Source organism: Lysobacter zhanggongensis (assembly GCF_046638635.1).
Taxonomy (GTDB): Bacteria; Pseudomonadota; Gammaproteobacteria; order Xanthomonadales; family Xanthomonadaceae; genus Novilysobacter; species Novilysobacter luteus.
In genome coordinates, this window is record NZ_JBJXHK010000060.1 from 1 (window position 1) to 13,281 (window position 13,281).

A 13,281-nucleotide genomic window follows, 5' to 3' on the forward strand; every position below is an offset into this window, starting at 1 on the left:
GACTACCTGACCAGCAACGGCGTTGACGCGTCGCGCCTGGCCGGTCCGAACGGCTACGGCGAGAGCCGTCCGCTGGTTTCGACTCCGCAGACCCTGCCGGAGTGCAAGAACGAGACCAACCGCCGCACCGAGCTCAACGCGCAGAACTGAGCGCACGAGCCCGCGGGCCCTGACGTGGCCCGGTGTCACCCGAAGCCCGGCCGTGTGCCGGGCTTCGTTTTTGGCCGGACTCCCGCACGCGGTCGTCATCCGACCTCCACCCGGTCTTCATATACTCCGGGGCGATTTCATTCATTGCGGGGCTTCACGTGCTGGGAAGACTGACGATTGCGACGGGCATCCTGCTGGTTTCCGCCTGCACCTCCACCGGACCGGAGAAGGGCGAGGTTGCCGCGGCGGATGCCACGCCGACCGTGACGGCCTCTGCCTCGTCGACCGCCAGTGCCGGAGCTGGCGAGCCGGCGATGGATCCGCAACTTCCCGCGGCCCCGACACCCGCGACGGGCACTGCCGGACAGCCGACGGTGCCGACGACCGTGGCAACAGGCCTGCCGACCACCCCGACGACCCCGACGACCGTGGCGACCGGTCAACCCACCACACACACAACTGTCGCCGCGGGCCAGCCGACCGTGCCGACGACGGTGGCCACAGGCCAGCCGCCAGCCCCGACGACGGTAGCGACCGGCCAGCCCGCCAGCGCGACGACCGTGGCAACCGGGCAGCCGACCACCATTCCGCCAGTCCAGACCACCGTCGCCACCGGCCAGCCGACCCCGACGACCGGCGTCGACCCCAACACCTACGTCCCGCAGACCGCGCACGACAACACTCCCTGGCGCTTCAACATGCAGCAGGACGGCCGCAGCATGTCGGCCGATGAGTTCGATGCCTGGATGCGCCAGCGCGGCGTGCGCGTGGCGACCGGCAAGCCGGCCGTGCCGCTGGTGCAGAACTGCCCGACCCCCGAGGGCGACAAGGGCGACAGTGATGGCGACGGCGTCATCAACTGCCTGGACAAGTGTCCGGCCTCCGAGGCCGGCCAGACCATCGGTCCCGACGGCTGCCCGGTGCCGGTGTCGATCGACCTCAAGGGCGTGACGTTCGCCTATGACAAGGCGACCCTGGGCGCGGAGGCCAAGGCGGTGCTGGCCGAGGCGCTCGAGATCCTGCAGCGTCACCCGGCCCTGAAGGTCCAGGTGGCCGGCCACACCGACTCGCGCGGCGATGCGTCCTACAACCAGGCACTGTCGGAGCGCCGCGCGAAGGCGGTGTACGATTTCCTGGTGTCCAGCGGCATCGACAAGGCGCGACTGATCGGCCCGGTGGGCTTCGGCGAATCGCGGCCGATCGTGCCCAACCAGCGCCCGGACGGTTCGGACGACCCGGAGGGTCGTGCCAAGAACCGCAGGACGGAACTCAACATCCAGAACTGAGTGCATGCGTCGACCCGTTCCTGACAGCAGTCCCGAAGCCCGGCCCCGCGCCGGGCTTCGCGGTTCCGGCCCTGCGGCTCGCAGCGAGCGCAGGCAGGCGCCGGCAGGCGGCGATGCCCCTCCGGTGCGCCGCCACGGGCTCGCCCGGGTGCTGTCCAAGCGTGGTCTGTGCTCGCGGTCCGAAGCGGCGCGCTGGATCGTCGCCGGGCGCGTGTCGGTGGATGGCCGCGTGGTCCGCGATCCCGAACATCCGGTTGTCGACGACGGCCGGGCGCGCATCGAGATCGCCGGTGTCGCCCCTGCGCCAGGGCCGTCGCCGCGCCGCTACCTGATGCTCAACAAGCCGCGCGGCCTGGTCACCACCGCTGCCGACGAGCAGGGTCGCGACACCGTGTACCGCTGCCTGGAAGGGGCTGCGCTGCCGTGGCTGGCGCCGGTCGGCCGGCTCGACAAGGCCAGCGAAGGCCTTCTGCTGCTCTGCAACGACCCGGGCTGGGCGTCGGCCATCACCGATCCGGCAACGGGCCCGGACAAGACGTACCACGTGCAGGTCGACACCATTCCGGACCGGGTGCTGCTGCAGGCACTGGTCGCCGGGACGGCCGTGGACGGACAGCACCTGTCGGCAAGCGCGGTGCGTCTGTTGCGGGCGGGCAACCGCAACGCCTGGCTTGAGGTGGTGCTGGACGAAGGGCGCAACCGCCAGATCCGGCGGCTGCTGGCCGCCTTCGGCATCAACGTGCTGCGGCTGGTCCGGGTGGCAGTGGGCACGGTGGAGCTGGGTGCATTGGCCAAGGGCGCCTGGCGGGACCTGAGCCCGGAAGAGGTCCGCGCGCTGGCCCCGCCGTCGGCCTGAACCGCGAGGTCCGGCGTCGCAATCGGCGTGTGACCATCGGCGCGGGTTTGCGAGCCGACGTGCGTCGGGGCGCGGGAATGTGGGCGGGCGCACCTTTTGCGTCACCCGCTGGCCGTTTCCGTCACATACACTTCACCCCGTTCAACGGGGAGACTGAGTCATGGGGAAGATCGTTATTGCTGCATCGCTGTTGTCGGCGCTGGTCCTGTCGCCGGCGCTCGCCACCGAACAGATGGCCGAGCCTGAGATCGTGGACGCCGCCACCTACAAGCCCAAGACCGAGCACGACAACACGCCGTACCGCTTCAACATGGAGCAGAACGGCAAGCGCATGAGCGCGGACGAGTTCGATGCCTGGATGAAGGCGCGTGGTGTGCGGGTTGCCACCGGCAAGCCGGCGGTGGAAGCTGCCAGCGCACCGGCGGCGGACACCGACCTCGCCGACAAGTAAACGTCGCAGCGCCTTCGGGCGCCGCCACGTCGACATGAAAAGACCCGGCTTCGGCCGGGTCTTTTTTTGCTGCGAGCGCGCCGACTCAGGCCTTGAGCACGCCCAGCTCGCGCCCGATCCGGATGAACGCGTCGATCGCGCGGTCCAGGTGTTCGCGGGTATGCGCCGCCGACATCTGCGTCCGGATCCGGGCCTGGCCCTGCGGCACGACCGGGAAGAAGAACCCGATCGCGTAGATGCCTTCCTCGAGCAGCCGCTCGGCGAACTTCTGCGCCAGCGGTGCGTCGTAGAGCATCACCGGGGCGATGGGGTGCACGCCCGGCCGGATGTCGAAGCCGGCCGCCGTCATCCGCTCGCGGAAGTAGGCGGTGTTCGCGGCCAGCCGCTCCCGCAGTTCGCCAGCGGCGTCGAGCATCTGGAACGCCTTGGTGCCGGCGGCGACCACGTGCGGCGGCAGCGAGTTGGAGAACAGGTATGGCCGGGAGCGCTGGCGCAGCAGTTCGACCACTTCGCGCGAGGCCGTGGTGAAGCCGCCAAGTGCACCGCCCATGGCCTTGCCGAGGGTGCCGGTAATGATGTCGATCCGGTCCAGCACGCCCTTCACCTCGGCCGAGCCACGGCCGGTCCGGCCGATGAACCCGGTCGCGTGGCATTCGTCGATGTGCACCAGTGCACCGTATTTGTCCGCGAGCGCGCAGATCTCGTCGAGCGGAGCGATGAAGCCGTCCATCGAGAAAACGCCGTCGGTGGTGATCAGCTTGGTCCGCGCGCCGGCGGCGTCCGCCGCCTGCAGCTGCTTCTCGAGATCGGCCATGTCGCAGTTGGCGTAGCGGAAGCGCTGCGCCTTGCACAGCCGCACGCCGTCGATGATCGAGGCGTGGTTGAGCGCGTCGGAGATCACCGCGTCCTCCGGCCCGAGCAACGGTTCGAACAGGCCGCCGTTGGCGTCGAAGCAGGCCGCGTAAAGGATGGTGTCCTGCTTGCCGAAGAACGCCGCGATGGTCTGCTCGAGCTCCTTGTGCAGGTCCTGGGTGCCGCAGATGAAACGCACCGAGGCCATGCCGAACCCATGCGAGTCGAGCGCGTCCTTGGCGACCGCGATGATGTCCGGATGGTCGGCCAGCCCGAGGTAGTTGTTGGCGCAGAAGTTCAGTACCGCGCGGCCGTCGTCGAGGGTGATCTCGGCCGACTGGGGGCTGGTGATGATGCGCTCGGACTTGAACAGTCCGGCGTCGCGGATGGATTCGAGTTCGGCGGCGTAACGGTCGGTCAAAGACATAGGACGGATCCTCGGGGCGGGGATTGCCGTAGGAGCGACGTGGGTCGCGAACACGCGGGCAATCGGCAAGTCAGTGGGTCGCGACTCACGTCGCTCCTACAACGGGGCGGCGTCCAACGATGAACATTCAACAAGGGCGGGGCCCGAAGCGGGGTTGGCTCAATTCCAGCTCAGCACGACCTTGCCGGCCTTGCCCGATTCCATCAGCTCGAAACCCTGCTGGAACTCCTCGACGGGCAACTGGTGGGTCAGCACCTTGCCCAGCGGGAAGCCGCCCAGCACCAGCTGGGTCATCTTGTACCAGGTCTCGTACATGCGACGGCCGTAGATGCCGTGCAGGACCAGGCCCTTGAAGATGATCTTGTCCCAGTCGGCGCCGGCGCCCTTGGGCATGATCCCCAGCATTGCGATCTTGCCGCCGTGGTACATGCAATCGAGCATGTCGTTGAACGCGCGCGGGTTGCCGCTCATCTCCAGGCCGACGTCGAAGCCTTCCATGTGCAGGTCGGCCATCACGTCCTTGAGCGAGGTGTTGGCGACGTTGACCACGCGGGTCGCGCCCATGTCGGCGGCGAGCTTGAGGCGGTAGTCGTTGACGTCGGTGACCACCACGTTGCGCGCGCCGATGTGCTTGCAGATGCCCGCCGCGATGATGCCGATCGGGCCTGCGCCGGTGATCAGCACGTCTTCGCCGACCACGTCGAACTCCAGCGCGCAGTGTGCGGCGTTGCCGTAGGGGTCGAAGAACGCCGCCAGCTCGCTCGGGATCTGGTCCGGGATCGGCCACAGGTTGGAGGCCGGCATCACGATGTACTCGGCGAAGGCACCGTCGCGGTTGACGCCGATGCCGACGGTGTTGGGGCACAGGTGTTGGCGGCCCGCGCGGCAGTTGCGGCAGTGCCCGCAGACGATGTGGCCTTCGGCGGAGACGCGCTGGCCGACCTTGTAGCCGGTCACCCCGGGGCCGACCTCGACGATGCGGCCGACGAACTCGTGGCCGATCACCAGTCCGGGCTTGATGGTGCGCTGGCTCCACTCGTCCCACAGGTAGATGTGCAGGTCGGTGCCGCAGATGGCGGTTTTCTCGAGCTTGACCAGCACCTCGTTGGCACCCGGCGCGGGCACCGGGACCTCTTCCATCCAGATGCCCTTGGTGGCTTCGCGCTTCACCAGCGCCTTCATCGTCTTCTGGGTCATGGGTCGCTCTTGGATTGCCCGCGTGCCAAGGCACCGGGGGCGCCCGAAGGCGCCGGAATGGACCGCGAATTATACGCGGCCGCCCATGTCGGCCCGTGACCGTGTTTGCCGGCAGCGGGCCGCTTCCCCTATGTTCGCTGGCACCACCCGCCACCCGGAGTCGCACCATGCGGCCATCGCTGCTCGCCCTGTCCCTGACCCTGGCCGCCGCCGGCGCCCACGCCGACGAGGGCATGTGGCTGCCGTCGCAACTGCCACAGATCGCCACGCAGCTGCGCGACGCGGGCTTCGAGGGCGACCCGGCCTCACTGGCCGACCTTACCCGCCCGCCGCTCAACGCCGTGGTGAAGGTCGGCGGCGGCACCGGCGCATTCGTGTCGGACCAGGGGCTGGTGCTGACCAACCACCACGTCGCGTTCGGCGTCATCCAGTACAACACCAGCCCGGAGCGCGACCTGATCGCCAACGGCTTCGTCGCTGCCGACCGCGGCGACGAGCTGCCCGCCAACCCGGACTTCCGGGTATTGGTCACCACCGGCTTCGACCAGGTCACCGACCGGGTCCTGGCGGACGCGCGTGGCAGGACCGGGCGCGCCTACTACGACGCGGTCGACGCTGCCGAGAAGGCGCTGGTGGCCGAGTGCGAGCAGCAGCCCGGCTACCGCTGCAGCGTCGCGAACATGCATTACGGCAGCGATTTCTACCTCGTCCGTCAGCTGGAGCTGCGCGACGTGCGCCTGGTGTACGCACCGCCCGAGGCGGTCGGCAACTACGGGGACGAAGTGGACAACTTCATGTGGCCGCGACATAGCGGCGACTTCACCCTGCTGCGCGCCTATGTCGCGCCGGACGGGCAACCGGCGGCGTACTCGCCCGACAACGTGCCGTACGTGCCGCCGGCGCACCTGCAGGTATCGACGGACGCCGTCGCCGCCGGCGACTTCGCGATGCTGGCCGGGTACCCGGGCCGGACCTACCGGCACCGCATGGCCTCGGAGTTCGCCAGCCAGGTCGAGTGGACGCTGCCCGAGCGGGTGGCGCTTTATGGCGGCCTGATCGAGACCGTGGAAGCAGCGATCGGAAGCGACGCCGATGCCAGGGTCAAGTACGCCTCGACGCTGGCCGGGCTGGAGAACGGCCTCAAGCGCGCGGAGGGCGAACTCGATGGCCTGCGCCGCAGCAACGCGGTCGCCACCCGCCAGGCCGACGAAGAGGCCATGCTGGCGTGGCTGGCGGACCAGCCCGCAGCCCGCGCCACCCGGGCCGATATCACGGCCGCCCAGGCATTGCTGGACGAGACCGAGGCGACCCGCGAGCGGGACCAGTTGCTGGGCGCGATCGCCCGGTTCCCGCAACTGCTGGGTTCGGCGATGCGCCTGCAGCGCCTGGCGCTGGAGCGCGGCAAGCCGGATGCGCAACGCGAGTCGGGCTACCAGCAGCGCGACGCGGCGCTGATCGAGGGTGGGCTCAAACAGGTCCAGCGCCGGTACGCCGAGCGCGTCGAGAAGGCGCTGCTGGTCGACCTGCTGACGCAATACGTGGCGCTGCCCCCGGCGCAGCATGTGCCGGAGTTCGACGCGGTGTTTGGCGGCACGCCCGAACAGGTGCGCGCGAACGTCGATGCGCTCTACGCGGGTACCACGCTGGACGAGGAAGCCGAGCGCCTGCGCTGGTTCAACGCCACGCCGGAGGAGGTCGCCCAGGCGGACGATCCGCTGCTGCAGGCGGCGGCGCGGCTGCAGCCGGCGCTGCTGCGGCTGGAGTCCGAGGACAAGCAGCGCGCGGGCGAGCTGTTGCGGCTGCGGCCGTCCTACATGGAGGCGCTGATCGGCTACCGCGAGTCCCGTGGCGAGGCGGTCTATCCCGACGCCAATTCCACCCTGCGCGTGAGCTACGGCCAGGTCAGCACCATGGACCCGCGTGACGGCGTGCGCTACCTGCCGCTGACCACCGTCGCGGGCATTGTCGAGAAGCACACCGGCGTGGCGCCGTTCGACGCCCCGCGCCCGCTGCTCGACGCGATCGCCGCGGGCGACTTCGGCAGCACCGCCGACCCCGACCTCGGCACCCAGACCGTCAACCTGCTGACCAACCTCGACACCACCGGCGGCAACTCGGGCTCGCCGGTGCTCGATGCGAGCGGACAGCTGATCGGCCTCAACTTCGACAGCAACTGGGAAGCCGTCAGCGCCAGCTGGAAGTTCGACCCGCGCTACAAGCGGGCGATCCACGTCGACATGCGCTACATGCGCTGGCTGATGGCGAAGGTCTACCCGGCCCCGCACCTGCTGGCCGAGATGGACCTGCCCGTTGAATAGGCCATGTCCGGCAGACCGGGCGCGGCTAGACTCGACCTTTCCGTTTCTTTTTTCCTGCTCGATTCCTCCGGGGAGTGACCGCGATGCGTTATTCGATGTTGGCCAGTGCGATCGCACTGGCGGGTGTGATGGGGTCTGCCACGGCGGGCGAGGGCATGTGGGTGCCGCAACAGTTGCCTGAGATCGCCGGCCCGCTCAAGAAGGCCGGGCTGGAACTGCCGCCCGAGCAGCTTGCCGACCTGACCGGCGACCCGATGGGCGCGGTGGTGTCGCTCGGCGGCTGCACCGCCAGCTTCGTTTCCCCGCAGGGCCTGGTGGTGACCAACCACCACTGCGCCTACGGCGCGATCCAGCTCAACTCCACTCCGGAAAACAACCTGATCGACAAGGGCTTCAACGCCCCGACCCGGGCCGACGAGGTATCCGCCGGGCCGAACGCGCGCATCTACGCGCTGGACTCGATCCAGGACGTGACCACGCAGGTGCGTGACGCAATCGCCGCCGCGCCCGATGCGGCCGGGCGCAGCCACGCGCTTGAGGCGATCGAGAAGCGGCTGGTTGCCGATTGCGAGGCCGACGAAGGCTATCGCTGCCAGTTCTACAGTTTTGCCGGCGGTAACACCTACCGCTTGTTCAAGAACCTCGAGATCAAGGACGTCCGCCTCGTCCACGCGCCGCCCAACAGCGTCGGCAGCTACGGCGGCGACGTCGACAACTGGATGTGGCCGCGGCACACCGGCGACTTCTCGTTCTACCGCGCCTACGTCGGCCCGGACGGCAAGCCGGCCGCGTTCGCCGAGGACAACGTGCCGTACCAGCCCGAGCATTGGCTGAAGGTCGCCCAAGAGCCGCTGGAGACCGGCGACTTCGTGATGGTGGCCGGCTATCCCGGCCGCACCGCGCGCTACGCGCTGGCCGCCGAGTTCGACGAGACCGCGCAGTGGACCTACCCGACCGTCAAGGCGCACTACGAGCACCTGGTCGAGCTGGTCGAGACCGCCGGTGCGAAGGACGAGGACATCAAGGTCAAGTACGCCAGCACGGTGCGCGGCTGGCACAACGCGATGAAGAACTACGGTGGCCAGCTGGAAGGCTTCGAACGGATCGACGCCAGCAAGGCCAAGCACGACGAGGAGGCCGCGGTGCTGGCGTGGCTGCGCGGGCAGGGCGCCGAGGGCGAAGCCGCACTGGCCGCCCACGCCCGGTTGCTCGAACTGCACGAAGCCGCCAGCGCCACCCGCGAGCGCGACCTGGTGCTCGGCCAGTTGCGCCGCACCGGCGTGATCGGCGCCGCCACCAGTCTCTACCGGTTGGCGATCGAGCAGGCCAAGCCCGACGCCGAGCGCGAGCCGGGCTACCAGCAGCGTGACCTGCCGGGCTTCGAGGGCGCGATGCGGCAGATGGACAAGCGCTACGCGGCGGCGATGGACCGCCAGCTGCAGGAGTACTGGCTGCGCGAGTACATCAAGCTGCCGCAGGCGCAGCGCGTGGGGGCGATCGATGCCTGGCTCGGCGGCGACGACGAGGCAGCGGTGCAGGCCGCCCTCGACCGCCTGGCCGGCACCGGCCTGGGTGAGCTGGACGCGCGGCTGGCGCTGTTGGAGGCCGACCGCGCCGCGTTCGAGTCCAGCACCGACCCGGCGGTGAAGTTCGCGGTCGCGGTGATGCCGACCCTGCTGGAACTGGAGGAGCAGGCCGAGACCCGCGCCGGCGATGCGCTGCTGGCCCGTCCGGCCTTCCTGCAGGCGGTCGCCGACTACAAGGCCAGCCAGGGCGGGTCGGTCTATCCGGACGCCAACTCCTCGCTGCGCATCACCTTCGGCAACGTGCAGGGCTACACCCGCCCCGACGGCGTGCGGCTGCCGCCGTTCACCACGCTCGAGCAGGTGGCCGCCAAGCACACCGGCGAGGAGCCGTTCGACGCGCCCCAGGCACAGCTGGAGGCAATTGCCGCGAAGAACTACGGCGGCCTTGCCAGCAAGGAGCTCGGCACGGTGCCGGTCAACTTCATGGCCGACCTCGACATCACCGGCGGCAACTCCGGCTCGCCGGTCATGAATGCGCGGGGCGAGCTGGTCGGCCTGGTGTTCGACATGAACTGGGAGAGCGTGGCGTCCAACTGGGTCTTCAACCCGGAACTGACCCGGGTGATCGCGGTGGATGCCCGTTACATGCGCTGGATCATGCAGGAGGTGTTCCCGGCGCCGCAGGTGCTGGAGGAGATGGGCGTTCCCGAGCAGGAGTAACGCCCGCGCCCGCACCGAAAGGACCGCCGGCCCGCGCCGGCGGTTTTTTTTTGGCGTGAGCGCCGCGCATCGGCCACGGGTTTGCTACGCTGCGGACGTTCGCGGATTCCCATGCCAGCCGGCCCCGTCTCCCGACCCGCACCACCCGTTGTTGCTCCATCGCCCGACCCTGCAGCGTCGCTGCAGCCGCCTTGCCCCGCCGGCTCGCTGTGTGTCCGCATGTCTCCAACCCAGGAGTGTGCGATGAAGGTTCTGGCGTGCGATGGCATCCATGAAGACGGCCTGGCCCTGCTGCGAGATGCAGGCTGGGAGGTCGTCGTTTCCGACCCGATCAAGGACCCGGCCGAGCTCGCCCGCGCGCTGGGCGATGTCGACGTGCTGCTGGTCCGCTCGGCGACCAGGGTTCCGGCCGACGTGCTGGACGACGCCGGGCGACTGCGCGTGATCGGCCGGGCCGGCGCGGGGGTCGACACGATCGACGTCGACGCGGCAACCCGGCGCGGTATCGCGGTGATGAACGCGCCCGACGGCAACACCCTGGCCGCGGCCGAGCACGCGATCTCGCTGCTGTTCGCGCTGGCCCGCCACATCCCGCGTGCCGACGCGGGCATGAAGGCCGGCCAGTGGCCGAAGGCGGGGCTGACCGGGTTCGAGCTGGAGGGCAAGAAGCTCGGCGTGATCGGTCTCGGTCGGATCGGCGGCACGGTGGCCCGCAAGGCGGCCGGCATCGGGATGGAGGTGGCCGCGTTCGATCCGTTCCTGCCGCCGTCGGCAGCGGGCAAGGGCAGCGTCGCGCTCAAGCCACTGGACGAGCTGCTGGCGTGGGCGGACATCGTGACCCTGCACGTGCCCCGTACCAAGGAGACCACGCACCTCTTGTCGGAGGAGCGCATGCGGGCGATGAAGCCCGGCGCCTACATCATCAACGCCGCCCGCGGCGGCCTGGTCGACGAGGCGGCGCTGTTGCGCCTGCTGGACGAGGGCCACCTCGCCGGCGCCGCGCTGGACACCTTCGCGACCGAGCCGCTGCCGGAGGATTCCAGCCTGCGCGCGCACCCCAAGCTGGTGCTGACCCCGCACCTGGGCGCGTCCACCGGCGAGGCCCAGCAGGCGGTGAGCACCATCCTGGCGCGGCAGATCATCGATTTCATCGCGACCGGCGCGGTGGCGGGTTGCGTCAACCTGCCGCCGTTGACCGCCGAGGCCGCGCGCGAGGTCGGCCCGTGGATGCCGCTGATGTCCGCGCTGGGCCGGCTGGCGGCGCGGCTGGTGCCGGCGCCGACCCGCTTGCACGTCACCTACGCCGGCCGCACCGAGGCGCTGGACACGCGCCCACTGACGCGCCTGCTGGTGGCGGCGTTGCTCGGGCCGGCATCGGGCCGGGTCACGCCGGTCAACGCGCTGCAGGAAGCGGTCGCGCGCGGGCTCACCGTGGCCGAGACGGTCGGCGGCGACGGCGACGGCTTCGATCGCCTGCTGCGGATCAAGGTCGAGGGCGAGGGCACCGCCCGCGTGATCGAGGCGACCCTGCACCGCGGCCCGCGCGTGGTCCGGCTGGATGGCGTCGAGATCGAGTTCGATCCGCAGGCGCACCTGCTGCTGATGCGCAACGAGGACCGCCCCGGCATCATCGGGTCGATCGGCGGCACGCTGGGCGCGGCCGGCATCAACATCGTCAACTTCTCGCTCGGCGCGAAGGGCGATGGGGAGGCACTGGCGGCGATCACGGTCGATCGCGCGGTCAAGGACGCTCAGCTGGCCGAGGCCCGCCGGTTGCCGGGCGTGTTGTCGCTGGAGGCGCTGTGAGGCTCCTGCTGGCCCGCCACGGCGAGACACCGTGGAACGCCGAGGGTCGCTACCAGGGTCAGTCCGACATCGCGCTGTCGCCGGTCGGCGAGGCGCAGGCCCGTGCGCTCGGTGAGCGCCTGCGCGGGGTGCCGATCACGCGCGCGGTCGCCTCGCCGCTGGGCCGCGCCCGCCACACCGCGGAACTCGCACTGGGCGCCCGGCACGGGCTGCTGACCACCGACGCGGGTCTGATGGAGATCGCCCATGGCACCTGGGAGGGCCTGCTGGCCGCGGAGATCCGTGCACGCGACCCGGACCGGCTGCAGGCGTGGCGCGATACGCCGCACGAAGTGCTGATGCCGGGCGGCGNTGACCACCGACGCGGGTCTGATGGAGATCGCCCATGGCACCTGGGAGGGCCTGCTGGCCGCGGAGATCCGTGCACGCGACCCGGACCGGCTGCAGGCGTGGCGCGATACGCCGCACGAAGTGCTGATGCCGGGCGGCGAGTCGCTGCAGCACGTGTTCGACCGCGCGTGGCCGGCGCTTGCACGCGCTGCCGATGGGCTGGGCGCCGACGACATCCTGCTGGTGGTCGCCCACGATGCGGTCAACCGCGTGCTGCTTTGCCACGTGCTCGGCATCCCGTTCGCGCGGCTGTGGAGTTTCCGCCAGGCGCCGACCACGTTGAACCTGCTCGAGGGTCCCGACGCGGACCGGCTGGAGGTGGTCCGGCTGAACGACTGCAGCCACCACACCCCGTTGTTCGGGGAGGCCGTGCATCGCGCGCTGTAAGCGCCGATCATTGCCGGCCCGCCCACGCCCACGCACCTGGTCCGCATGACACGCATGACCCTCGTCGAATGGCTCGCCTACATCGAGCGCCAGCACCCCCGGTCAATCGAAATGGGGCTCAAGCGCGTGCGCCAGGTCGCGGCGTCGCTGGGTCTCGGCCGCCCGGCACGCCGCGTGGTCACCGTCGGCGGCACCAACGGCAAGGGGTCGACCGTGGCCTTCATCGAGGCGATCGCGCGCGAGGCCGGCTGGCGTGTCGGTGCCTACACCTCGCCGCACCTGCTGGCCTACAACGAGCGGGTCCGGGTCGATGGCATCGAAGCCGACGATGCGGCGCTCGTCGACGCGTTCGAGGCGGTGGAACGCGCGCGTGGCGACGTTGCGCTGACGTATTTCGAGTACGGCACGCTGGCGGCGCTGTGGCTGTTCGAGCGGGCCGACCTGGATCTCGCGATCCTGGAGGTCGGCCTCGGCGGGCGGCTCGACGCGACCAACCTGGTCGACCCCGATGTCGCGGTCATCACGACCGTGGACCTGGACCACCAGGAGTGGCTCGGCGGGGACCGCGAGGCGATCGGTTTCGAAAAGGCCGGCATCGCCCGCGCATGGAAGCCGCTGGTGCTGGGCGATGACGACCCGCCCTCCAGCGTGCTGCGACATGCCTACGCGATCGGCGCCTCGGCGGTACGGATGGGCTGCGATTTCTTCTTCGATCCCGCACCGGACGACGCGCCGGTTGGCCACTGGCGCTGGCGGGAGGTCGGTTACACCGTCGACCTGCCGCGGCCGGCCCTGGCGGCGCCGGCGCAGTTGCGCAACGCCGCGGTCGCGATTGCCTCCCTGCGGGCGCTCGACACTGACGCCGCCGCCATCGACGATGCCGCCATCGCCCGTGGCATCGCCCGGGCCAACCTG

The 13,281-nt window shown here is 70.1% G+C and carries 7 protein-coding genes and 4 pseudogenes; 9 read left to right on the forward strand and 2 right to left on the reverse strand.

Annotation, left to right across the window (positions count from 1 at the left end):
* The 4 genes and pseudogenes from ACKVMH_RS13670 to ACKVMH_RS10200 all read left to right on the forward strand — a co-directional run.
* Window positions 1-150 (forward strand): annotated as a pseudogene (locus ACKVMH_RS13670) (OmpA family protein); the annotation flags it as partial.
* An 833-nt stretch (window positions 151-983) separates the two neighbouring features.
* Window positions 984-1,436 (forward strand): annotated as a pseudogene (locus tag ACKVMH_RS10190) (OmpA family protein); the annotation flags it as partial.
* Between the two features lie 4 nt (window positions 1,437-1,440).
* A complete protein-coding gene (locus ACKVMH_RS10195; protein ID WP_215218563.1) occupies window positions 1,441-2,292 on the forward strand; it encodes a pseudouridine synthase in 852 nt (283 codons plus the stop codon).
* Window positions 2,293-2,545: 253 nt separating this feature from the next.
* Window positions 2,546-2,743: pseudogene (locus ACKVMH_RS10200) on the forward strand (hypothetical protein); the annotation flags it as partial.
* Between the two features lie 85 nt (window positions 2,744-2,828).
* Here ACKVMH_RS10200 and kbl read toward each other — a convergent pair.
* Both kbl and tdh read right to left on the reverse strand, forming a co-directional pair.
* A complete protein-coding gene (gene kbl / locus ACKVMH_RS10205) occupies window positions 2,829-4,022 on the reverse strand; it encodes a glycine C-acetyltransferase (RefSeq protein WP_412700200.1) in 1,194 nt (397 codons plus the stop codon).
* Between the two features lie 159 nt (window positions 4,023-4,181).
* Complete coding sequence (gene tdh / locus ACKVMH_RS10210) at window positions 4,182-5,204, reverse strand: L-threonine 3-dehydrogenase (RefSeq protein WP_215220373.1); 1,023 nt, start codon at window positions 5,202-5,204, stop codon at window positions 4,182-4,184.
* 182 nt (window positions 5,205-5,386) lie between these two features.
* Here tdh and ACKVMH_RS10215 point away from each other — a divergent pair, with 182 nt between their 5' ends.
* From ACKVMH_RS10215 to ACKVMH_RS10235, 5 genes and pseudogenes are all read left to right on the forward strand, one after another.
* Entirely contained in the window at window positions 5,387-7,537 is a 2,151-nt protein-coding gene (locus tag ACKVMH_RS10215) for a S46 family peptidase (RefSeq protein WP_412700201.1), read from the forward strand.
* Between the two features lie 83 nt (window positions 7,538-7,620).
* Entirely contained in the window at window positions 7,621-9,783 is a 2,163-nt protein-coding gene (locus ACKVMH_RS10220) for a S46 family peptidase (protein ID WP_412700202.1), read from the forward strand.
* 243 nt (window positions 9,784-10,026) lie between these two features.
* Window positions 10,027-11,589: a phosphoglycerate dehydrogenase gene (gene serA, locus ACKVMH_RS10225; RefSeq protein WP_412700203.1), complete on the forward strand. Its 1,563-nt coding sequence runs from the start codon at window positions 10,027-10,029 to the stop codon at window positions 11,587-11,589.
* Window positions 11,586-12,366: pseudogene (locus ACKVMH_RS10230) on the forward strand (histidine phosphatase family protein). The gene serA and the pseudogene ACKVMH_RS10230 overlap by 4 nt, the downstream one beginning before the upstream one ends.
* A 45-nt stretch (window positions 12,367-12,411) precedes the next feature.
* A partial coding sequence (locus tag ACKVMH_RS10235) for a bifunctional folylpolyglutamate synthase/dihydrofolate synthase (RefSeq protein ID WP_412700204.1) occupies window positions 12,412-13,281 on the forward strand: 870 nt, incomplete at its 3' end.